Source organism: Subtercola boreus, from assembly GCF_003399645.1.
Lineage (GTDB): Bacteria > Actinomycetota > Actinomycetes > Actinomycetales > Microbacteriaceae > Subtercola > Subtercola boreus_A.
Genome location: NZ_NBXD01000025.1, coordinates 1 through 20,782 on the forward strand (window position 1 = coordinate 1; position 20,782 = coordinate 20,782).

The window sequence follows — 20,782 nt, forward strand, 5'->3', positions numbered from 1 at the left end:
CGCGGTGTCGACTTCGGGTGGTGTGGCGGGTGGTTTCATGACTCCAGTCAAACACCAACCACTGACATTACCTCAACAAAAACACCCCGAAACAGACCAATCCAGAAAATACTTTCTGAGAGTTTTCAACGACCCCCGACCGCTACCGTGATCTCATGACTAACCGGCGCACGATCATCCACAGTGCCCACATCGTGACGGTCGATGCGGCCGACAGCGAGTTCAGCGACGGCCACCTGATCATCGATGACGACACGATCGTGGCGGTCGGCCCCGGCATGCCCTCCGGGCAGTGGAGCAGCCACCCCCACACCACGACCATCGACGCGCACGGCCATCTCATCACCCCCGGGCTCATCAACACCCACCACCACCTCTACCAGTGGCTGACCAGGGGTTACGCTCAGGACGCTATTCTCTTCGACTGGCTCACCTCGCTGTACCCGCTCTGGTCGCGAATCGATGCTGAGCTCGTCGAGGTCGGTGCACTGGGCGCGATGGCGGTGGCAGCACGCTCCGGATGCTCGACCGTCGGTGACCACCACTACGTCTTCCCCAGCGGTGCCGGCGACATTCTCGGCGGAATCGTGAGCGCCGCGACGCAGCTGGGCGTGCGGCTGCACGCCACCCGCGGCTCGATGGATCTGGGCAGGAGCGCAGGAGGCCTCCCTCCCGACTTCGCGGTGGAGACAATCGACGCAATCCTCGCCGCGAGCGACCTCGCGATCGACCGCTACCACGACGCCGGCCCCGGCTCGATGACGCAGATCGCGCTCGCCCCGTGTTCGCCTTTCTCGGTGACGGCCGATCTGCTTCGCGAGTCCGCGGCCCTGGGTCGTGCCCGCGGGGTGCGGTTGCACACACACGGTTCCGAGACCGTGGAGGAGGACGAGTTCTGTCGGTCGACGTTCGGCAAGACGCCCACGCAGTACCTCGAAGACCTCGGCTGGCTCGGCGCCGACGTGTGGATGGCGCACTGCGTTCACCTCGACGAGCACGCGATCGGCCGTTTCGCCGCAACGGGCACGAGCGTGGCGCACTGCCCGTCGTCGAACGCCCGGCTCGCCGCCGGAATCGCCCCTGTGCCCGCAATGCTCGATGCGGGTGTCACGGTAGGGCTCGGTGTCGACGGTGCCGCGTCGAACGAGTCCGGGCAGCTGGGAAGCGAGATCCGTATGGCCGTGCTGATGAACCGGCTCGGTTCGGGTGCGACCCGGATGACCGGCCGAACCGCGCTCCGCATGGCGACTATGGGCGGCGCACGAACGCTCGGTCGAGACTCCGAGATCGGGTCACTCGAGGTGGGAAAGCTCGCGGATGTCGCCGTCTGGAAGGTCGATGGGGTCGAGCACGCGGGAATCCTCGACCCCGTGGCCGCGCTCACCCTGGGTGCGCAGCCGCCCCTGGCACTGCTGCTGGTGAACGGAGAGACGGTGGTTCAGGATGCCCGCCTCACCCGAGTGGACGAAGAGCGGGTTGCGCGAGCGGTTGCCCGGGAATCCGCGAGCCTGCGCCTGCGCTGACCCGGGCTCTCGGCGAGCAACGCGGCGCCGAGAGGACCCAGCATGAGAGTGGGTGCGGTGCGGGGGCTACCGACCCATCGAGCGGCCGGCCGAACCGAGCATCTCGGTCGCCTCGACGACGCGTGCGGCCATCGCGTGCTCGGCGGGCTTGCCCCACGAGCGCGGGTCGTAGGCCTTCTTGTTGCCGAATGCCCCGTCGATCTTCAGTACCTGGTCGTATTTCGAGATCATGTGCCCGGCGATCGAGCGCGTGAACGCATACTGCGTGTCGGTGTCGATGTTCATCTTGATGACGCCGTTGGCGACGGCAGCGGCGATGTCTGAACGCGATGACCCCGACCCTCCGTGGAACACCAGGTCGAACGGCTTGTCACGCCCGACTTCGGAACCGATCACGCTCTGGATCTCGCCGAGGATCTCCGGCCGGAGGTTCACGGCGGCGGGGTTGTACACGCCGTGCACGTTGCCGAAGGTGAGCGCCGTGAGGTAGCGCCCGTTCTCGCCGGCCCCCAGGGCGGCGATCGTGGCCCGGGCGTCCTCCACCGTGGAGTACAACTTGTCGTTGATCTCGTTCTCGACGCCGTCTTCCTCGCCGCCGATCACGCCGACCTCGATCTCGAGGAGGGTGTTCGCTTTCACCGAGTCGTCGAGCAGTCGCTTGGCCACCTCGAGGTTCTCGTCGAGAGTGACAGCGGATCCGTCCCACATGTGCGACTGGTAAAGCGGCTCGAGACCGCGCGCGCGGCGCTCGATGGAGTCGTGGATGAGCGGCCGAACCCAGTCGTCGAGGTTCTCGGCCGGGCAGTGGTCGGTGTGCAGCGCCACGGTGACCCCGTACTTCGCTGCGACCTCGTGGGCGTAGAGCGCGAGGGCCTTGGATCCGATGGCACGGTCCTGCACGTGGTTGCCCGAGAGGTACAGCGCCGTACCGACCGAGACCTGGATGATGCCGTCGCTCTCGGCGTCGGCGAAGCCCTGCAGGGCGGCGTTCAGCGTCTGCGAGCTGGTGACGTTGATCGACGGATACGCGAATCCGCCCTCTTTGGCACGGTCGAGCATGGCGAGGTAGGCATCTGGTGTTGCGATGGGCATGGTGCGTCCTGTTCTGGAGGGGGGATCAAAAAGAAGGGCCGGTCAGTCCAACCCGCAGCCGCAGGAGTTGCGGTGCTGGAACGTCGTGGCGATCGTGACGCGCTGTGCGGGCGACGTGTCACCGTCGATGCGCCTGAGCAGCAGTTCGACAGCGGTCTCGGCCATCAGTTCGACGTTCTGGGCGATCGAGGTGAGTTTCGGGCGGATGAGCTCCGACCAGTCGAAGTGGTCGTACGAGACGAAGGCCACGTCATTCGGAATCGAGAGATCGAGGCCGACGAGCGCTTCGAGCGCGCCGATGGTCATCGAGTTGTTCAGAGCGACGAGGGCGGTCGGATGATCGGGGCCGGCGAAGACGCGACGAACCTCCCGTTCCGCATCATCTCGGTGCCCCTGACCGTTCAGCACGATGCTCTCGTCGAGGGGCACGCCGTTGGCGGCGAGGGCGTTGAGGTAGCCCTGGTACCGCTCGGGAGAGGATCCGATGCCCATGAGTCCGCGGAGCACGGCGACCCGACGATGGCCGAGGGCGAGGAGGTGGTTGGTCAGCAGGAACGCCGACTCGGTGTTCTCGGGTGTGATCTGGTCGCAGTCGAGGGGCAGGTTGCGGTCGACGAGCACGAACGGGGTACCTGCCGCCACGATCTGCGGAATGGTCGTGTGTTCGGAATCGATGGCGGGTGTCACGATGATCCCGTCGACCCGGCGGCTGAGAAGAGCGTCGATGATGCGGCGTTCCGTGGGGCCGTCGTCATTCGAGTCACCGACCATCAGCATGTAGCCGGCCCCGCTCAGGCGTTTCTCCATCGCGTTCACGATCGCGCCGAAGTATGGCGTCTGCAGAGCGGATGTCGCGAGACCGACGGTGAACGTCTTGCCGGCGGCGAGCGCCCGGGCGTTCAGGTTGTTGCGGTAGCCGAGGGCCCGGATCGCCTCTTCGACGCGGGTTCTCGTCGATGCGCTGACAGGGCGGGTTCCGTTCAGCACGTGCGACACCGTCGAACCGGAGACACCCGCGTGCCGGGCGACATCGTCCATGGTTGACACTCAGCACACTCCGTTGGATTGCCGCGACCGAATCGCGATGTTCTCAATCTAGCGATCATAACAATCCGATACAAGCGCTTGCGTAAGCGCTTGTATCGCGCCTATGGTGATCCAGCGGGCAGAGGCGTCCGCACTGTCACAGGCCAAAGGAGTCCACAGATGTTCACTCGTACCAAAAAGCGATCACTCACGGTCGGAGCGGTTCTGCTCGCGTCCACCGTCGCCTTCACCCTCGCCGGATGCTCCGGCTCCTCCAGCTCCGGCGGCTCGACCGGCGGCTCCGGCGGAGACGTGAAGATCGGCCTCATCACCAAGACCGACTCGAACCCGTACTTCGTCAAGCTGCGCGAAGCCGCGCAGGCCCAGGCCACGAAAGACGGCGCCACACTGATCGCTCTCGCCGGCGCCTTCGACGGCGACAACGAGGGGCAGGTCGCAGCGATCGAGAACCTCGTGAGCCAGGGCGTCAAGGGCATCCTGATCACACCCAACTCCTCGTCGGGCATCCTGACCGCGATCAAGTCCGCCCGTGACAACGGCGTCGTCGTGATTGCCCTCGACACCGCCACCGACCCCGAGGATGCCGTCGACGCGACCTTCGCGACAGACAACACGGCCGCCGGCGTCACCCAGGGCAAGTGGGTCAAGGCGACCCTCGGCACCACCGCCCCCGCACTCGTCATGCTCGACGGAACCCCCGGCGGCACCGTCGACACCTTCCGCCACGACGGCTTCCTCACGGGCTTCGGCATCGCCGAGGGCTCGAGCGAGATCGTCGGCCAGGAGAACACGAACGGCGACCAGACCAAGGCCCAGACCGCCATGGAGAACCTGCTGCAGCGCGCCCCCGGCGTGAACGCGCTCTACACGATCAACGAGCCTGCCGCCGCCGGCGCCTATGAGGCCATCAAGGCCGCGGGCAAGACGGCCCAGGTCACGATCGGATCGATCGACGGCAGCTGCACCGGTGTCGCAAACGTCAAGTCGGGCATCATCGGTGCCACCGTCATGCAGTTCCCGGCCAAGATGGCCGAGTCCGGCGTCGACGCCGTCGTCAAGTTCGCGGCCGACGGCACCAAGCCGAGCGGATTCAACGACACCGGGTCACAGCTCATCACCGACAAGCCGGTCACGGGCCTCGACTCGAAGGACACCACCTGGGGTGCGGAGAACTGCTGGGGCTGATCCGCCCGCGGTAGCGACCCGCTTCTGTCCGCCCCACGCGGCCGGGAGTAACACCACTCACAATTGTCGGTTCTACCCGGGGCGGGTGCTTTCACGCCCGCCCCGGTTCCGCACGGAGGTGCACCCATGAGTTCAGCAACAACCGCAGGTCTGAGCGGCTCAGACCTCACCCGCGCCCGAGTGGCGCGAATACTCCGAGAACCGCTGCTCGGCCCCCTGGCCGCCCTGATCGTTGCGATCATCGTCTTCAGCGTCGTCTCCCAGACCTTCCTCAACCCCTACAACCTCTCGCTGATCCTGCAGCAGTCGGTCGTGGTGGGCATTCTGGCGATCGGCCAGACCCTCATCATCCTGACCTCGGGCATCGACCTGTCGATCGGTTCGGTCGCGGTGCTCGGCACCATCGTCATGGCCCAGCAAGCGGGCGCGGGCGGCCCCATCCTCGCACTCGGCGCGACGTTCATCGTCTGTGTCGTTCTCGGCGCCGTGAACGGTGGGTTGGTGACAGTTCTACGTCTGCCACCGTTCATCGTGACGCTCGGCACGTTCACCGCCATCCAGGCAGCAACGCGGCTGCTGGCCGGCTCGCAGACCTACCAGGTTCCCGACGGGGTTCTGACCCTGCTCGGCACGTCGTTCAGGATCGGCGGCTTCGCCACCACCTTCGGCGTGGTCGCCATGCTGCTCGTCTACCTCTTCGTCTGGTACGCGCTGTCGCAGACCGCCTGGGGCAAGCACGTCTACGCTGTCGGTGGCAACATCACTGCATCGAAGCTGTCGGGTATCAAGTCGAACCGCACGCTCTTCTCGGTGTACGTCGTCACCGGTGTCATCGCGGCGATCGCGGCCTGGGCGGCCCTCGGGCGCATCCCGAATGCCGACCCCAACGCCTACCAGACCGCAAACCTCGACACGATCACCGCGGTGGTCATCGGCGGCACCAGCCTCTTCGGCGGCCGGGGCAGCGTGATCGGAACCCTCATCGGTACGCTGATCGTCGGTGTGCTGCGCAACGGCCTCACCCAGGCGGGCGTCGACAGCCTCTACCAGAACATCGCAACAGGAATCCTGGTCATCGTCGCCGTGGCGGTCGACCAGTTCGCCCGGAGGAGATCAGCATGACAACCACGACAGAGACGTCGGTTCTGCAGGCCCGCAACCTCGTCAAGAAGTACGGTAACGTCACGGCGATCAACGGCGCCGACTTCGACCTGCGGGCCGGCGAGGTTCTCGCGGTCGTCGGCGACAACGGCGCAGGAAAGTCGAGCCTGATCAAGGCCCTGGCGGGTGCGCTGGTTCCCGACGCGGGCGAGATCTCGATGAACGGCGAGAAGGTCAACTTCCGAAACACCCGGGATGCCCGGGCCGCCGGCATCGAGACCGTCTACCAGGATCTCGCGGTGATCCCCGCGCTCGACATCGCCACCAACGTCTTTCTCGGGCGCGAGGTGCGCCGCAGGGGCATCATGGGAACCGTCTTCCGCCGGCTGGACATGCCTCGAATGCGCGCCGAGGCATCCGGTCACCTCGCCGACCTGAAGATCGGCATCAAGTCGGTGAACCAGGCCGTCGAGACCCTCTCGGGCGGGCAGCGCCAGGGTGTCGCTGTCGTGCGCGCCGCGGCATTCGGTCGCGGCGTCATCATCATGGATGAACCGACCGCCGCACTCGGTGTCAAGGAGTCGGGCCAGGTCATCGACCTGATCCGCTCGATCCGTGACCGCGGAATCCCCGTCGTGCTGATCAGTCATGACATGCCGCACGTGTTCGAGGTCGCCGACCGAATCCACGTGCACCGGCTGGGCAAGCGGGCCGGGGTGGTCAACCCGAGAGAGCGCACCATGAGCGAGGTCGTGGCACTGATGACGGGTGCAGAACAACCGTCGGAAGCGGAACGTGCGGGCGGTGTTTGACGGCGGTCGGCCCGACGGCGTGTTCGTCGGGCTGGCCACCCTCGACGTCGTCCACCGCGTCGCCGCCAACCCCGGCATCAACCAGAAGATCACGGCGACGGCGCAGTTCGTGGCCGCCGGCGGGCCCGCCGCCAACGCGGCAGTCGTCTTCGCTGCGCTCGGCGGCCGCGCCCGGCTCATCACGGCGCTCGGCGGATCGCCCGTCGCCGACCTGATCCGAGCGGATCTGGCGGCCCACGGCGTGACGGTGATCGACGTCGATCCGGAACGCCCAACCGAAGCCCCGGTGTCAGCCGTCGCGGTGACCGAGTCGACGGGCGACCGTTCCGTCGTCTCGATCGACGCGGTCGGCGATGAGGTCGTTCCGCCCTCCCCCGACGAGCTCGCAGCGCTGATCGACGGCGTCGATGTCGTGCTGGTCGATGGTCACCACCCCCGGCTCGCCGTAGCCGCTGCCGAGGCCGCCCACGCCCTCGGCGTGACGGTGGTGGTGGATGCAGGACGGTGGAAGCCCGTCATGGCAGAGCTCGTCCCCTTCACCTCGGCGATGATCTGCTCGAACGACTTCCTCGTTCCGGGAACACCCGATTCCGAGGCGACCGCTGCCGCGCTGGTCGAACGGGGCGTGCAGACGGTCGCCACCACCCACGGCGGCGGCGACGTTCTGTGGTGGAGCGACTCCCGGCTCGGGGCCGTCCCTGTTCCCCACATCGCGCCCGTCGACACGCTGGGTGCGGGCGACGTCTTCCACGGCGCCTACGCTTACTTCCAGTCGCTCTCCGGGGCGACGATCGCCTCCAGCCTCGGTGATGCGGCTCGCGTCGCGGCACTCCGGTGCTCGATCGTCGGCCCCCGGGCCTGGCTCCGCGAGCTGCCCACCCTCGACCTCACGAAAGACCCACGATGATCGAACCAGACCTCGAAGAACTCAGCCTCGAGGAGGTCTTCGCGCAGGCGCGCGACCTCGCCACGACGGGGGAACGCCACATCCTCGGGTTCACAGGCGCACCGGGAGCGGGGAAGTCGACAGTCGCCGAGCAGGTCGTCGCCGCACTCGGCCCCGAACTCGCCGTGCTGGTGCCGATGGACGGCTTCCACCTGGCGAACGAGGTGCTGCTGGCGCTCGGTCGGCGCGACCGCAAGGGGGCCCACGACACCTTCGACGCCGCCGGGTACGCCTCGCTGATGCAGCGCATCCGCAACCAGCCGAGCACCACGCTGACCGGCGACGAGGCGATCGTCTACGCACCCCGCTTCGCCCGTGAACTCGAGGAGCCGATCGGGTCTTCACTGCCGATCCGGCCCGAGACTCCCCTCATCGTCACCGAGGGCAACTACCTTCTGCTCGACAGCGGATCATGGCCGGCCGCTCGCGAGTGCATCGACCAGGTGTGGTTCCTCTCCCCCCTCGAGAGCGTTCGCCACGACCGTCTGGTGCGTCGGCACGAGGCCTTCGGCAAGTCGCATGAAGACGCCGAACTCTGGGCGCTGGGCAGCGACCAGCGCAACGCCGAGCTCATCGAGTCGACCGCCGGGCGCGCCGAGCGCGTGCTGAGGCTGCTGTGAGCGGAGTGGCCGCGCCGACTCTGCCGACCGGCGCCCAGTACGTGATCAGCGGTACGACCTCCTTCGGGCACGCCGTCGTCACCGTCACCGAGGTCGCCGCATCCCTCCGCTCGTTCACCGTCGACGGGCTCGACATCGTGCAGCGCTACCCGCTCGACGAACCGCCTTCCCGCGGGGCCGGTATCGTCATGGCTCCGTGGCCGAACCGTGTCGACGGCGGAAAGTGGACGTACGATGGCGAAGAGCAGCAGCTCGACATCACCGACACCGAGTTCACCAATGCGTCGCACGGGCTGCTCAAGAACACCGCCTACCGCCTGGTTGCGCACAGCGAGACGTCGATCACCCTGGGCGCGACCATCTTCGCGCATCCCGGCTACCCCTTCGTCGTCGACAGCCTGGTGACGTACACGCTCGGCGACGGCGGGCTCGACGTGCGCCATACCTTCACGAACCTGGGCACCTCGCGGGCCCCGGTCGCCGTCGGTTCGCACGCGTACTACAGGCTCGAGGGTGTCGCGACGGGTGATCTCCTGCTGAGCTGCTCGGCCGATACGGTCTACGAGAACGATTCGCGCAAGCTGCCGCTGCACACCCGAGCGGTGAGTGGGCAGTTCGACCTGCGCGAGGGGCGCCGCGTGGCTGACGTCGAACTCGACGACTGCTTCACCGACCAGACGCTCGTCGGAGGGCGGTACGTGACGACGCTGACTGCTCCGGATGATCGTTCCGTCAGTGTCTGGGGCGATCAATCGTTCGGGCACTTGGTGATCTGCACCACCGATGTCTTTCTCGACGACTCCCGCCGGCTGGTGGACGCCATCGCGATCGAGCCCCAGACGTCGGCCGTGAATGCCCTCAACAACGGCATCGGTCTCACCTGGCTGCAGCCCGGTGAGACGTGGGCGGCGAGCTGGGGCGTGACCGCTTCGCTGTAGCGAAGCCCGCCGAACGCCGCTAGGCCGGCTGCAGCACCGCCCACCCGTGCGGCGGGACGGTGACTGTCGTGCCGCTCTGCGCGGCCGCGCCGGCCACCACCGCCCAACGCCCGTCGAGGGCCTGCCTGTACTCCGAGTCGGCCAGGTTCAGCAGCACGACCAGGCGCCCGACGCCCTCCCGCGCCGCAACCTCGTAGGCGAAGAACTCATTCGTGAGGGCGAGCCCCGTCGTGCGGGCCGAGTGCAGCCACACGTGTCTGCGCCGCAGCCCGATGAGGCTCTGGTGGAGGTGGTAGACCGTCCAGCCCTCCGGCGCGAGTGTCGACGGGCCGCCCTTCCCGAACTCGGGCCGAACGACGTCGTCGCCCCCCGCTCGTTCCTCCTTGACACCGGTGAAGCCCTGCTCGTCCCCGTAGTAGAGGGTCGGGGTGCCGGCCACGGTCATCAGCACGACCAGCGCGTGCTCACGGTGCCGCTCATCGCCGATCGTGCTGGCGAGGCGGGTCACGTCGTGGTTGCCGACGAACGTGACCGGCACGAAGTGCTGCACGAAGCTGTCGTGCCGGTCGAGCGCCGCGCTCAGCTCGAAGAAGTTCGCGTCGGAGATCGAGCTCCAGACCGCCTTCCACAGCTCGTACTGGGTCACGGAATCAAGGGTCGACTCCGCCACGATCGCGGGGTAGTCGCCGTGGATCACCTCTCCGAAGAGAAAGGCCTCCGGATGCCCGTTCCGAACGCGCGGCAGCACGGTGGCCCAGAACGCCGGGGGCACTGCGTAGGCCGCGTCGAGGCGCCAGCCGTCTGCGCCGCGGTCGAGCCAGTACGACATGACCCCGGCGACGAAGTCGGCGACCCTCGGCTCATCGTGGTCGAGCAGCACGAGGGCATCGTGCCCCTCGAAATTCTCGAACCGCTGTTCGCCTGGGTCGGCGGCCTCACCGATGGCCCGGAACCAGCCGAACTCCGGCGCGGACCGCCCCTCCTCCAGAGCGCGTTGGAACGGGGCGAAGCTCCGCCCCACGTGGTTGAAGACGCCGTCGAGCACGACGCGGAGGCCGCGCGCATGGGCTTCGGTGACGAGCCGGTCGAACACGTCGGGTGAGTCACCGAGCCGCGGATCGATGCGACAGAAGTCCGTCGTGTCGTACCCGTGCGTCTCCGAGGCGAAGATCGGGCCGAGCAGCAGCCCCGAGACGCCCAGTTCGACGGCATAGTCCAGCCAGACGATGAGTCGCTCCAGGGAGTGCACCGACGGATCGTGCCGCTGGGCTTCGGATGAGACCGGTGCCCCCACGAAACCGAGGGGGTAGACCTGCCACCAGATGGCGTGGGCCACCCAGTCGGGCGCAGCGGGCCTCCCGCTCTGCCCGGCGGAACTCCCGCTCACAGCGCCGCCACGTCGATCCGTACCTTGCCGACAGCGCCATCCTCGACCGCACGGTGGGCCGCGGCGGTGTCGGTGAGCGCGAAGCGCACGAGCGGCAGTCCGTGCCCCTCGCCGACCTCGAGCGCGCCCGCTGCCGCCGCTGCGCTGACCGCGGCGATGGCGTTGCTCTTCTCCGCCTCGCTCGTCGTGTAGGTGAGCACGAACTGGAAGCGGATGTTCTTGGTCATGCTCGCGCGCGCGGGCACCGGTATGCCGTCGGGTTCGCCCGACACGTAGATCGCGATGGTTCCCCCGCGTGCGACGACGGCGACGTCGTCGTCGATGTTCTCGAGCGGGTTCACGTCGACGACGGTCTCGACACCGCCCGGTGCGATGTCGTTCACCCGGGCGACCACATCTTCGCTGCGGTAGTCGATCACGTGGTGGGCTCCTGCCGCCGCCGCGAGCGCAGCCTTCGCCGGGCTGCTCACGGTCGTGATGACGGTGGCGCCCGCCCAGGCGGCGAGCTGGATCGCGGCGTGGCCGACTGCTCCCGCTCCCCCGGTGACGAGAACCGTCGTTCCCGCCAGCGACCCCGGCGACAGGCGTGCGGGGCCGGCGTCACGCGCGGTGAGGGCGCGGTGCGCGGTCAGGGCGGGAATGCCCAGTGACGCACCCACGTCGAACGAGACACCGTCGGGCAGCGGGTTCACGAGATGGTCGGGCAGCACGGTGTACTCGGCCGCGGTGCCGGTCGGGCGCTGGAAGGCCGTGTCACGCACCCAGACCCGGTCGCCCACAGCGAAGCGGGTGACGCCCAGCCCGATCTCATCGACGATGCCGGCACCGTCCTGGTTCGGTACCTGTTCCACGTCGAGCTCCCGCCCGTCACCGGACCCGGCCCGTGACTTCCAGTCCGTCGGGTTCACCCCCGAGACGGCGATCCGAACCCGCACCTCGCCCGCCTCGACGCTTGGAACCTCACGGTCCACCAGCTGCAACACCTCGGGCCCGCCCGTGCGGGAGTAAACAACGGCTTTCATGGCCTGCCTTTCGTTCTGCCTCCAGCCTGCCACGCGTGGCTGCTAGCGCTTGCCGCCGAACTTGCGCCGCCGGGCCTGGGCGGCATTCGCCGCGTCGGACTGTTTCTTCTTACGAACGACCTGGCCGGCAGCGGGCTTCTTCACACCGGCACGTCTGGCGGCGGCCTCCTCGGCCTCGAGCGCCGCCCTGGCCTTGGCCTTCGCCTTGGCGACCGGTCCGATCTTCTTGGCCCGGGCATCCGGAGCAGCCTGCTCTTCGAGTGCAGCCGCGGCCCGCGAGCTCGACGCCGACCGGCCCCGCACGATTCCGACGAACTCCTCGATGAGCGGGGTCGTCTGCTCGGCGACCCAGACCAGCGCCACCTGCGTCTCGGCGACATCGGTCACGGGCCGGTAGACGGTGTCTTTGCGACTGTTCAGGCGCGCGATCGCCTGCGGCAGGATGACGATGCCGACCCCGGCGGCGACCTGTTCCACGGCGTCTTCCATGCTCCGGATGCCCACCAGCGCCCGACGCGTGCCCGACGCGATCTCGATCGCCACGTCGCGCCACTCCGGCACCAGATCGGGTTCCTGCAGGAGGTGTTCGTCGGCCAGGTCGGCGACGGTGACGGATTCGACGGCCGAAGCAGGATGGTCTCTGGGCACCACGACGACCTGCACCTCGGAGTACAGCGCGATCACACTCAGCCCCGCCTGGTCGACGGGCAGCCGCACGAAGCTGACATCGGCGGTGCCGTCGAGTACTGACGCGACCTGCTGGGCGGGCTCGACCGGGAAGACGTTCAATCCGACGGCGGGCTGGCGCTCGGCCCACAGCCGCGTCCACTTCGTGACGGTGACACCGGTGGCGAACGCGATGGAGAAGGGCCGGATGCCGGGCGTGGCCTGCGTGGCCGGCGTGGCCTGCTCGTCGCCCATCGTCTCGCCCCGATCATCCGCCTGCTGTAGAGGTGTCAGGATACGCTGGCCTGATGACGCCCGCGAAATCCCCCCAGACCATGAAGCCCGCCACCGCCGCGAAGAAGCTGGGCATCTACCTGCCCGCCGCGCCGGCCGCGTTTCAGGAGGGTGACCTGACGCGAACCGATTTCAACGCACTGCAGGAGTCTCCCCCGGAGTGGCTGGTGGAGCTGCGACTGAACGGGCCGTTCCCCCGGCAGGAGGTCGCCAGGAAGCTCGGCGTCTCGATCTCCGGGCTCACCCGGGCGGGCGTCGACGACGCGTTCACCACGCCAGAGATCAAGGCCCTGCTCGAGGCGCCGCCGGAGTGGCTGGTGCTCGAACGTGCCCGCCAGGCCGGCGTGATGGAGGAGAACGCCCGCGTCAAGACCGAGCGCGCCGAGAAGACTGCCCAGCGCGAGCGCGCCGAGCGTCACGCCCGTACGAACCCCAACTCGATCGCGCCCAAGCCCCGCTGATCCGCCCGGGCGGGCGGGATGACCGGGCGGGCGGGATGACCGGGCGGGCCGGATGACCGGGCGGGCCGGATGACCGGGCGGGCCGGATGCCCGGCTCCACGATAATGGGAGCATGAGCCCGATCTCCGAGCCGACGACCACAGCCCCTGCCACCGCTCCTTCACCCGCAGACATCCGGCGCTGGCGTCAGTACCTGTCCGACGAACGTGCCGAAGCGGCCGTCTACCGCGACCTGGCCGAACGTCGCACCGGCGAGGAACGCGCCATCCTGCTCGCCCTGGCCGAGGCCGAGGTGCGGCACGAGGCGCACTGGCGCCAGCTGCTCGGCGACCACGTCGGCAGCACGCACCGCGGCGACATCCGCACCCGCATCCTGGGTTTTCTCGCCCGACGTTTCGGGTCGGTGTTCGTGCTCGCGCTCGCGCAGCGCGCAGAGACGCGATCTCCCTACTCGCACGACTCGGATGCGACGGCGGCGATGGCGGCCGACGAACAGGTGCACGCGGAGGTGGTTCGCGGGCTCGCCGCCCGCGGGCGCAACCGGCTCTCGGGCACGTTCCGCGCGGCGGTCTTCGGGGCGAACGACGGGCTCGTGTCGAACCTCGCCCTCGTGATCGGCATCTCGGCGAGCGGCGTGCCGAATGCGGTGGTGCTCGTGACAGGGCTCGCCGGGTTGCTCGCGGGTGCCCTCTCGATGGGAGCGGGCGAGTACGTGTCGGTGCGGTCGCAGCGCGAGCTGCTCGAGGCGACGACCCCGAACCCCGATGCGACGAGCGCCGTACCGCACCTCGACGTCGATGCGAACGAACTCGCGCTCGTCTATCGGGCACGAGGGATGACCGAGGAGGAGGCCGGGACGCACGCCCGCGACGTGCTGCGTGGGCACGCGGTCATGACGGGCGCGATCGACCTGTCGACGGTCGATGCGTCGGCAGCCGGCACCGGGGCTGCAAGCATCGCCGACCCTGCAGCGAACGAGGAGGTCGACGAGCACGAGGCCGTCGGAACCGGCCTCAGCGCCGCCATCTCGAGCTTCTGCTTCTTCGCATCCGGGGCCGTGATCCCGGTGCTGCCCTACCTCTTCGGGCTGCAGGGCCTCCCGGCGCTCATCGTCGCAGCGGTGCTCGTGGGAATCGCTCTGCTCGGTACGGGTGGGGTCGTGGGCATCCTGTCGGGCGGACCGCCCCTGAAGCGCGCCCTCCGCCAGCTCGCGATCGGTTACGGCGCGGCAGCGGTGACCTACCTTCTCGGCCTGCTGTTCGGAACCGCCGGGCTCTAGTCGAGCGGGCGCATCACATCGCCGATGAAGCCGCTCACCCGCGACTCGAGCCCCTCGACCTTCTTCTTGAGAACGCTCTGCGGGTCGGAGTAGTACGACGCCTGCGGAACCTCGACGCGGATGTTCGTCGAGCACCCCAGGTTGGCGCAGATGTAGGTGCCGACGGTGTTGCCGTTCAGCCCCGCCTCACCGGAACGCTTGGCACTGAAGAGCGAGACGCCGTGCTCGGTGTGGGTCGCGCGGCAGAGCTGGCACATCATCATGCGCTGCCTCGAGAGCGGCCCGTCGGACTCCCGCACGATGATGCCCACCGGTTCGTCGCCGTTCCAGCGGATGATGTAACCGAGGTGGGGCGAGTGCGAGTCACGCCAGCCGAGGTAGTCGAGGTTCTCCCACTCGAGTTCCACGAAATTCGACGGCAGCACCATGTTCGCCACCTCTGCTGCCGAACCGTTGACGATCGAATGCCGAACCTGCATCCCGGTCATCCTCTTCACGCGCGCTCCTCGCTGTGGCCTGGCATCAAGCCTAAGCCAGCATCCAGTGCCCTGATGAGCGCCGGAGCGTCGTAGGGCCCCACGTGCCGCTTGCCGCCGATGAAGAACGTCGGGGTCGAGTGGACGTCCATCAGCTCGGCGTCGATCGCGTCGTCGCGCACCCGGTTCACCACCTCGCTCGAGCGCATGTCCTCCTCGAAGCGGTCGAGGTCGAGGTCGAGCGATGCCGCGTAGCCGAGCAGGTCGTCGAGCTCGAGGTCGTTCTGGTGAGCGAACATCAGCGGCGCCAGCTCGAAGAACCGGCCCTGGGCCGCGGCCGCCTCGCTCGCCCGGGCGGCGAGAAGCGCGTGTGGATGCACGCGAGTGAGTGGCAGGTGACGCCAGACATACTGCAACTGGTCGCCGAAGTGCGCTCGTACCTCATCGATCGAACCGGTGGCGCGACTGCAGAAGGGGCACTCGAAGTCGCCGTACTCGACCAGCGTCAGGGGGGCATCCACGGGGCCCCTGATGTGGTCGCGCTGCGGGTCGATGGGCCGGGCGAGCACGAGACTCATGCGTGACGGCGGCTGCACTCTGTCGACGATGCGGAAGATCGCCGAGCCCAGTGCGAACGCGATCACTGAAGCGGCCAGAACGCCGACGCGGGCCTCATCCTGCAGCACGGGATCGTCGATCGCGAGGTCGATGATGAACAGCGAGATCGTGAACCCGATCCCCGAGAGCGCGGCGCCGCCGGCGACCCGCCCGAGGGTGAGCCCGGGGGCCAGAACGCCGACCCTCAGCATCCTGATCAGCGCGGTCATGCCGGTGATTCCGACCAGTTTGCCGATGACGAGCCCCGCGACGACACCCCAGGTGAGCGGAGAGGCCACGGCCGCCGCCAGGGTGTCAGCGCTGAGGTGCACGCCGGCGTTGGCCAGCGCGAAGACCGGCAGGATGAGGAAGCTCGTGTACGGCGTGTAGAGCGTGTGCAGTCGATCGTTGACCGAGACGGAGTTCAGCAGACCGCGCACCGCAGCCTGCGCGTAGACCGGGTTCGGCGACTGGCGGAAGGCGCGGCTGAGTTCGGCTGCGCGTTCCACCTCCCTGCGCCGCGGCGCGTAGACGGGGATGAGCAGGGCGATCGCGACGCCACCGAGCGTGGGCTGCACGCCCGAGGCGAGCAGCGCGACCCAGACGATCACCGAGAACACGACGTAGAGCGGACCCTGGGCGACGGTCACGAAACGCAGCGCCCAGATCACCGCGAGGGCCAGCGCTGCGACCACCAGCGGCAGAATGTGCACCTTGTCGGTGTAGAAGACGGCGATGACGGCCAGTGCCCCGATGTCGTCGACGACGGCCAGCGCGAGCAGAAAGGTGCGCAGGTGGCCCGGCAGCCGCGGGCCGACGATCGCGAGCGCCCCCAGGAGAAAAGCGGTGTCGCTCGAGATGACCACGCCCCACGCACGACTCGTCTCGCCCGTGTGGTTGATGAGCAGGAAGATCACGGCGGGGATCGCGAGCCCGGCGACGGCGGCGGCGACCGGTACGACGGCCCGCGACCAGACGCTCAGCTCGCCGAGGGCGAATTCCCGCTTCACCTCGAGTCCCACCACGAAGAAGAACAGGGTCATCAGACCCTCGTTGACCAGGGAGCGCAGGTCGAGCTCGAGCGTGTTGGTGCCGATCTGCAACGACACCGTCGAGTGCCAGAAATCGTCGTACGAATGGCCTAGCGGGATGTTCGCCCACACCAGCGCGACGACGGTGGCGACGAGCAGCAGGGCTGCAGCGGTCTTCTCGCTGTCGGAGAACCCGCGCCGGTGGTGCAGGATGGCGCGCAGCCGGGGGAACCGGGGGGCGCTGTCGCCTTCGGATACGTCTGGATCGGGGTGGGCCAGCTGCATCCGCCCAGTCTGGCAGCATCCGCCCGCCCGCGGCGCGGAGGCGTGCGCGGGGCGCAGGTGGCAAGCGTTTACACTGGTGACACGTTCGAGGTGGAAGGTACCGCAGTGTCCGACGCCACACCCGCGCCCACGCTCGAGATGGTCGCCGCGCTGGCCGGTGTCTCCCGGGCTACGGTCTCGCGGGTCGTCAACCAGTCGCCCAAGGTCACTCCCCGGGTGATCGAGGTCGTCAACGACGCCATCGCGACCCTGAACTACGTGCCGAACCGCGCCGCACGAACGCTGGCCAGCCGGCGCGCCCAGGCCATCGCGCTGGTCGTACCCGAGTCGACCGCCAAGCTCTTCACGGATCCGTTCCTCGCCAGCGTGACACAGGGTATCGCGCTCTACCTCGCCGACACCGACTACACACTGACCCTCCTGATCGCGTCGGAGTCGACCCCCGACAAGACGCTGCGCTACCTCCTCGGCGGCAATGTCGACGGCGCCCTCGTCGTCTCCCACCACAGCGGCGACCATTCGCTGAGCCAGCTCAGCAGGTCGCTGCCGGTCGTGTTCGCCGGGCGGCCGCTCGACGCCTTGGAGAACGAGACATACTTCGTCGACGTCGACAACCGCGCGGGGGCCCGCGAGGCCACGGAACACCTCATCGGCCTCGGCCGCACGCACCACGCGTCGATCGGCGGCCCGCAGGACATGCCGCCCGGGCTCGACCGACTCACCGGCTGGTGTGACGCGTTGGCCGCGCACGGTCTCGACTCCTCCCTCGTCGAGTGCGGCGACTTCACTCCCGAGTCGGGGGCGGAGGCGATGCGCCGGATGCTCGCCCGCGGCATCCCGATCGACGCCCTCTTCGTGGCCAACGACCAGATGGCCGCCGGGGCATACTCCGTCATCCACGAGAGCGGGATGAGCATTCCGGGCGACATCGCAGTAGTGGGGTTCGACGACAACTACTTCGGTGCGACCGCGACCCCTCCGCTGACGACGGTGAGGCAGCCGTCGAGTGAGCTCGGCGCCAAGATGGCCGAGGTGCTGGTGCGGGTGATCGAGCGGCGGCAGGTGGATCGGGTGACGATGATGCCGACCGCGCTGCGGGTTCGGGGCTCGACCATCCCCGCGTAGGACTTTCTGGCCCAGTGGGTTGACATCACGATATTCAGCGATATATCTTTAACACATCGCCGAATATCGGCGAAACCTCATACCCTAAGACAGGAAAGGTGGACGCACTCATGCGTAACCACACACACAACCACAACACTTCTGACAATCACGAGTTCGGCGGCCGGGCATTCGGCGGCCGTTCGTTCGAGGGTCGCGCCTTCGGCGGCGGCCGCGAGAACTTCGGCGGCGGCTTCGGGCCCGGCGCGGGCGGATTCGGCCCCGGCGGCCCCGGTTTCGGCGGCCCTGGCTTCGGCGGCTTCGGGCCGGGCTTCGGCCCCCGCGGACAACGTCGTGCCGGCAAGGGCGACGTTCGCTCCGTCATCCTGTCGTTGCTCGAAAGCGGACCTTCGAACGGCTACGGCCTGATCAAGGCCATCGCCGAGCGCACCGGCGGCACCTGGCGGCCGAGCCCCGGCTCGGTCTACCCCACCCTGCAGCAGCTCGTCGACGAAGAGCTCATCGTCTCGAAGGGCGACGGTCGTCGTACCGAGTTCGAGCTGACCGACGCCGGTCGGGCCTACCTGGAGGAGCACGCCGACGAGCTGAAGAAGGCCTGGGAGGCGACACCCGGTCGTTCAGCGAGCGATGCAGCGTTCCACGAGAGCGTCGCCAAGCTGGTCGGCGTCGTGCAGCAGTTCCGGGGCGGAACGAGCGAGGCACAGCGAACCGCTGCCGCCGAGAAGCTCGACGAGGCGCGCCGCGCGCTGTACCTGATCCTGGCCGACTGAGCGGCCCCGATCATCCGGAGCCGCCGATCATCCGGAGCCGCCGATCATCCGGAGCCGTCGGCCGCGGGGCACTTCAGCTCGCGGGCAGCGACTTCTCGATCAGCTCGACGATCGCCGGGTCATCCGGTTCGGTGCGGGGGCGGAAGCGGTGCACCGCTCCGTCGGGCGTGACGATGAACTTCTCGAAGTTCCACTTGACGCGCCCGGCCTTGCCCTCGGCATCCTGGGCCTTCTTCAGCTCGGTGTAGACCGGGTGCTCAGCCCTGCCGTTCACCTTGACCCTCTCGAAGATCGGGAACGTGATCCCCCACGTCGTGGAGCAGTACTCGCTGATCGCCTCAGCTGATCCGAGCTCCTGCAGAAACTGGTTGCTCGGAAATCCCAGCACCGTGAAACCGCGCTCGCCGTAGGTCTTCTGCAGCTGCTCGAGTTTGCCGTACTGCGGCGCGAGCCCGCAGCGCGAGGCGACGTTCACGATCATCTTCACCTTGCCGTCGTAGGCGGCGAGGGAGGTCTCGGCTCCGTCGGTGGTGGCGATCGGAATGTCGTTCAGCGCAGTCATGGTTCGAGCCTATTCCGGTTTCGACCCCCGTGGCGCCCTCGCGACACCCGGCGCCGAAGCACTACCCTCGAAGGCGTGACGACTCCGATCGAGACCCCCTACGAAGACCTTCTGCGGCACACCCTGGCGACCGGTACCGCGAAGTCCGATCGCACCGGAACCGGCACGACCAGCGTGTTCGGAGCCCAGCTGCGGTTCGATCTGTCGGCCGGTTTTCCGCTCATCACCACGAAGCGCGTGCACTTCAAGTCGATCGCCTACGAGTTGCTCTGGTTTCTCCGCGGGGAGTCGAACGTGCGGTTCCTGCGTGACAACGGGGTGACCATCTGGGACGAATGGGCCGATGCCGCCGGCGAACTCGGCCCGGTCTACGGCGTGCAGTGGCGCTCGTGGCCCTCCCCCACCGGCGAGCACATCGACCAGATCAGCCAGGTCATCGAGACCATCGGAACCGACCCCGACTCCCGCCGCATGATCGTGTCGGCGTGGAACGTCGCCGAGATCCCCGCGATGGCGCTTGCGCCGTGCCACGCGTTCTTCCAGTTCTACGTGGCCGACGGCAAGCTCTCCTGCCAGCTGTACCAACGCAGTGCCGACCTCTTTCTCGGGGTGCCGTTCAACATCGCGTCGTACGCGCTGCTCACGCACCTCGTCGCCGCCCAGACCGGCCTCGAGGTCGGCGACTTCATCTGGACCGGTGGCGACTGCCACATCTACGACAACCACCGCGACCAGGTGGCCCAGCAGCTCTCACGGGAACCGTTGCCGCTGCCCACGCTGGCGCTCCGCCGCACGCCCGCGAGCATCTTCGACTACACCTACGACGACCTCGAGGTGGTCGGGTACCAGCACCACCCCGCCATCAAGGCGCCGGTGGCGGTGTGATCGGCGGGGTGCGCGGGATGTGCGTGGTGCCGGCGCCTCGCGTTCTCCGCGGGTTCCGGATGCCCGCATGAGCCTCTCGCTCATCTGGGCCGAGGCGCGGGGCGGCGTGATCGGGTACGGCGGGGCGATGCCCTGGCACCTGCCGGAGGATCTCGCGCACTTCCGCGAGCTGACGAGCGGCGCGGGCGGCTCAAATGCTGGCGATGCAGGCGCGGATGCCGGGGCTGCGGTCGTGATGGGTCGGCGCACCTGGGATTCGTTGCCCGAACGATTTCGGCCGTTGCCCGGGCGACGGAACCTGGTGCTGACGCGTGACCCCGACTGGACCGGGGAGGGTGCCGAGCCGGTGTCGTCGCTCGACGCCGCGGCCGCGGCCGCGGGTGCAGGCGGGCCGCCCGGCCCGGGTTCGCGCGGTGCGGGGCCCGGCGCATCCGGAGCCGGCGCAAGCGCAGCCGGCGCAGCCGAACTGTGGGTGATCGGCGGTGGGCAGCTCTACCGCGAAGCCATGCGCTCGGCACTCGCCACCCGGCTCGAGGTCACCGAACTCGACCTCGGCGTCAAGGGCGACACCTTCGCCCCAGCCGTCGACGCCACCTGGGACCGCCTCGCGGCCACCCCCTGGCTCGAGTCGCGCACGGGCATCCGCTACCGCTTCGTCACCTACGCCCGCTGACCCGC

At 68.4% G+C, this 20,782-nt stretch carries 21 protein-coding genes; 13 read left to right on the forward strand and 8 right to left on the reverse strand.

Translation table 11 applies throughout. The features are described 5' to 3' along the window. Nucleotides 1-155 precede the first annotated feature (155 nt). Nucleotides 156-1,523, forward strand: coding sequence for an 8-oxoguanine deaminase (locus B7R24_RS12745; RefSeq protein WP_116419357.1), 1,368 nt, complete (start codon nucleotides 156-158; stop codon nucleotides 1,521-1,523). Nucleotides 1,524-1,589: 66 nt separating this feature from the next. On the opposite strand, the gene fbaA is transcribed toward B7R24_RS12745, so the two are convergent. After that, entirely contained in the window at nucleotides 1,590-2,615 is a 1,026-nt protein-coding gene (gene fbaA, locus B7R24_RS12750; protein WP_116419358.1) for a class II fructose-bisphosphate aldolase, read from the reverse strand. A 42-nt stretch (nucleotides 2,616-2,657) separates the two neighbouring features. Continuing rightward, a complete protein-coding gene (locus tag B7R24_RS12755) occupies nucleotides 2,658-3,653 on the reverse strand; it encodes a LacI family DNA-binding transcriptional regulator (protein ID WP_253259463.1) in 996 nt (331 codons plus the stop codon). Between the two features lie 168 nt (nucleotides 3,654-3,821). Here B7R24_RS12755 and B7R24_RS12760 point away from each other — a divergent pair, with 168 nt between their 5' ends. From B7R24_RS12760 to B7R24_RS12785, 6 genes are all read left to right on the forward strand, one after another. After that, on the forward strand, nucleotides 3,822-4,847 hold the full coding sequence (locus tag B7R24_RS12760; protein ID WP_116419360.1) for a substrate-binding domain-containing protein: 1,026 nt from the start codon (nucleotides 3,822-3,824) through the stop codon (nucleotides 4,845-4,847). Nucleotides 4,848-4,973: 126 nt separating this feature from the next. Then, entirely contained in the window at nucleotides 4,974-5,969 is a 996-nt protein-coding gene (locus tag B7R24_RS12765) for an ABC transporter permease (RefSeq protein WP_116419361.1), read from the forward strand. Next, entirely contained in the window at nucleotides 5,966-6,760 is a 795-nt protein-coding gene (locus tag B7R24_RS12770) for an ATP-binding cassette domain-containing protein (RefSeq protein ID WP_116419362.1), read from the forward strand. Before B7R24_RS12765 ends, B7R24_RS12770 begins: the two co-directional genes overlap by 4 nt. Further along, nucleotides 6,753-7,667 (forward strand): PfkB family carbohydrate kinase, encoded by a 915-nt coding sequence (locus tag B7R24_RS12775; protein ID WP_216363690.1) that lies wholly within the window; start codon nucleotides 6,753-6,755, stop codon nucleotides 7,665-7,667. The genes B7R24_RS12770 and B7R24_RS12775 overlap by 8 nt, the downstream gene beginning before the upstream one ends. Beyond that, the gene (locus B7R24_RS12780; RefSeq protein ID WP_116419363.1) at nucleotides 7,664-8,326 is read left to right on the forward strand and encodes a nucleoside/nucleotide kinase family protein; all 663 of its coding nucleotides are present in this window, start codon (nucleotides 7,664-7,666) and stop codon (nucleotides 8,324-8,326) included. Before B7R24_RS12775 ends, B7R24_RS12780 begins: the two co-directional genes overlap by 4 nt. Then, nucleotides 8,323-9,264, forward strand: a complete 942-nt coding sequence (locus tag B7R24_RS12785) for an aldose 1-epimerase family protein (RefSeq protein WP_172582815.1) — start codon at nucleotides 8,323-8,325, stop codon at nucleotides 9,262-9,264. The genes B7R24_RS12780 and B7R24_RS12785 overlap by 4 nt, the downstream gene beginning before the upstream one ends. Before the next feature lie 19 nt (nucleotides 9,265-9,283). Here B7R24_RS12785 and B7R24_RS12790 read toward each other — a convergent pair whose 3' ends face one another. Genes B7R24_RS12790 through B7R24_RS12800 form a run of 3 tightly spaced genes read right to left on the reverse strand, consistent with a single transcriptional unit; the run spans nucleotide 9,284 to nucleotide 12,594 of the window. Continuing rightward, the gene (locus B7R24_RS12790; protein ID WP_216363691.1) at nucleotides 9,284-10,651 is read right to left on the reverse strand and encodes an alpha-amylase family protein; all 1,368 of its coding nucleotides are present in this window, start codon (nucleotides 10,649-10,651) and stop codon (nucleotides 9,284-9,286) included. Next, nucleotides 10,648-11,673, reverse strand: coding sequence for an NADPH:quinone reductase (locus tag B7R24_RS12795; RefSeq protein WP_116419366.1), 1,026 nt, complete (start codon nucleotides 11,671-11,673; stop codon nucleotides 10,648-10,650). The genes B7R24_RS12790 and B7R24_RS12795 overlap by 4 nt, the downstream gene beginning before the upstream one ends. A gap of 42 nt (nucleotides 11,674-11,715) precedes the next feature. Further along, on the reverse strand, nucleotides 11,716-12,594 hold the full coding sequence (locus tag B7R24_RS12800) for a LysR family substrate-binding domain-containing protein (protein WP_116419367.1): 879 nt from the start codon (nucleotides 12,592-12,594) through the stop codon (nucleotides 11,716-11,718). Between the two features lie 53 nt (nucleotides 12,595-12,647). On the opposite strand from B7R24_RS12800, the gene B7R24_RS12805 reads away from it, so the two are divergent. Beyond that, the gene (locus tag B7R24_RS12805) at nucleotides 12,648-13,094 is read left to right on the forward strand and encodes a DUF5997 family protein (protein WP_116419368.1); all 447 of its coding nucleotides are present in this window, start codon (nucleotides 12,648-12,650) and stop codon (nucleotides 13,092-13,094) included. Between the two features lie 112 nt (nucleotides 13,095-13,206). After that, entirely contained in the window at nucleotides 13,207-14,373 is a 1,167-nt protein-coding gene (locus B7R24_RS12810) for a VIT1/CCC1 transporter family protein (RefSeq protein ID WP_116419369.1), read from the forward strand. Here B7R24_RS12810 and B7R24_RS12815 read toward each other — a convergent pair. Both B7R24_RS12815 and nhaA read right to left on the reverse strand, forming a co-directional pair. Continuing rightward, nucleotides 14,370-14,861: an FBP domain-containing protein gene (locus tag B7R24_RS12815; RefSeq protein ID WP_116419370.1), complete on the reverse strand. Its 492-nt coding sequence runs from the start codon at nucleotides 14,859-14,861 to the stop codon at nucleotides 14,370-14,372. The two genes, B7R24_RS12810 and B7R24_RS12815, sit on opposite strands and share 4 nt — an antisense overlap. A 5-nt stretch (nucleotides 14,862-14,866) precedes the next feature. Beyond that, nucleotides 14,867-16,762, reverse strand: a complete 1,896-nt coding sequence (gene nhaA / locus B7R24_RS12820) for a Na+/H+ antiporter NhaA (protein ID WP_116419371.1) — start codon at nucleotides 16,760-16,762, stop codon at nucleotides 14,867-14,869. Between the two features lie 138 nt (nucleotides 16,763-16,900). Between nhaA and B7R24_RS12825 the strand changes: the two genes are divergently transcribed. Then, entirely contained in the window at nucleotides 16,901-17,887 is a 987-nt protein-coding gene (locus B7R24_RS12825; RefSeq protein ID WP_116419460.1) for a LacI family DNA-binding transcriptional regulator, read from the forward strand. 110 nt (nucleotides 17,888-17,997) lie between these two features. Further along, nucleotides 17,998-18,657: a PadR family transcriptional regulator gene (locus B7R24_RS12830; protein WP_116419461.1), complete on the forward strand. Its 660-nt coding sequence runs from the start codon at nucleotides 17,998-18,000 to the stop codon at nucleotides 18,655-18,657. A gap of 73 nt (nucleotides 18,658-18,730) precedes the next feature. Here B7R24_RS12830 and B7R24_RS12835 read toward each other — a convergent pair whose 3' ends face one another. After that, nucleotides 18,731-19,219 carry a glutathione peroxidase gene (locus B7R24_RS12835; RefSeq protein ID WP_116419372.1) on the reverse strand — a complete coding sequence of 163 codons (489 nt, stop codon included), beginning with the start codon at nucleotides 19,217-19,219 and terminating at the stop codon, nucleotides 18,731-18,733. Nucleotides 19,220-19,294: 75 nt separating this feature from the next. Between B7R24_RS12835 and B7R24_RS12840 the strand changes: the two genes are divergently transcribed. Together B7R24_RS12840 and B7R24_RS12845 are read left to right on the forward strand one after the other, a co-directional pair. Then, nucleotides 19,295-20,104 (forward strand): thymidylate synthase, encoded by an 810-nt coding sequence (locus tag B7R24_RS12840; protein ID WP_116419373.1) that lies wholly within the window; start codon nucleotides 19,295-19,297, stop codon nucleotides 20,102-20,104. A gap of 67 nt (nucleotides 20,105-20,171) precedes the next feature. Continuing rightward, complete coding sequence (locus B7R24_RS12845; RefSeq protein ID WP_116419374.1) at nucleotides 20,172-20,777, forward strand: dihydrofolate reductase; 606 nt, start codon at nucleotides 20,172-20,174, stop codon at nucleotides 20,775-20,777. Nucleotides 20,778-20,782 lie beyond the last annotated feature (5 nt).

Coding starts and splice junctions, on each gene's coding strand:
- B7R24_RS12795 (WP_116419366.1), bottom strand. CDS start 11,673: ATGAAAGCCGTTGTTTACTCCCGCACGGGCGGGCCCGAGGTGTTGCAG.
- B7R24_RS12845 (WP_116419374.1), top strand. CDS start 20,172: ATGAGCCTCTCGCTCATCTGGGCCGAGGCGCGGGGCGGCGTGATCGGG.
- B7R24_RS12825 (WP_116419460.1), top strand. CDS start 16,901: ATGGTCGCCGCGCTGGCCGGTGTCTCCCGGGCTACGGTCTCGCGGGTC.
- B7R24_RS12760 (WP_116419360.1), top strand. CDS start 3,822: ATGTTCACTCGTACCAAAAAGCGATCACTCACGGTCGGAGCGGTTCTG.
- B7R24_RS12815 (WP_116419370.1), bottom strand. CDS start 14,861: ATGACCGGGATGCAGGTTCGGCATTCGATCGTCAACGGTTCGGCAGCA.
- B7R24_RS12765 (WP_116419361.1), top strand. CDS start 4,974: ATGAGTTCAGCAACAACCGCAGGTCTGAGCGGCTCAGACCTCACCCGC.
- B7R24_RS12745 (WP_116419357.1), top strand. CDS start 156: ATGACTAACCGGCGCACGATCATCCACAGTGCCCACATCGTGACGGTC.
- B7R24_RS12755 (WP_253259463.1), bottom strand. CDS start 3,653: ATGGACGATGTCGCCCGGCACGCGGGTGTCTCCGGTTCGACGGTGTCG.
- B7R24_RS12835 (WP_116419372.1), bottom strand. CDS start 19,219: ATGACTGCGCTGAACGACATTCCGATCGCCACCACCGACGGAGCCGAG.
- nhaA (WP_116419371.1), bottom strand. CDS start 16,762: ATGCAGCTGGCCCACCCCGATCCAGACGTATCCGAAGGCGACAGCGCC.
- B7R24_RS12770 (WP_116419362.1), top strand. CDS start 5,966: ATGACAACCACGACAGAGACGTCGGTTCTGCAGGCCCGCAACCTCGTC.
- fbaA (WP_116419358.1), bottom strand. CDS start 2,615: ATGCCCATCGCAACACCAGATGCCTACCTCGCCATGCTCGACCGTGCC.
- B7R24_RS12800 (WP_116419367.1), bottom strand. CDS start 12,594: ATGGGCGACGAGCAGGCCACGCCGGCCACGCAGGCCACGCCCGGCATC.
- B7R24_RS12810 (WP_116419369.1), top strand. CDS start 13,207: ATGAGCCCGATCTCCGAGCCGACGACCACAGCCCCTGCCACCGCTCCT.
- B7R24_RS12830 (WP_116419461.1), top strand. CDS start 17,998: ATGCGTAACCACACACACAACCACAACACTTCTGACAATCACGAGTTC.
- B7R24_RS12805 (WP_116419368.1), top strand. CDS start 12,648: ATGACGCCCGCGAAATCCCCCCAGACCATGAAGCCCGCCACCGCCGCG.
- B7R24_RS12780 (WP_116419363.1), top strand. CDS start 7,664: ATGATCGAACCAGACCTCGAAGAACTCAGCCTCGAGGAGGTCTTCGCG.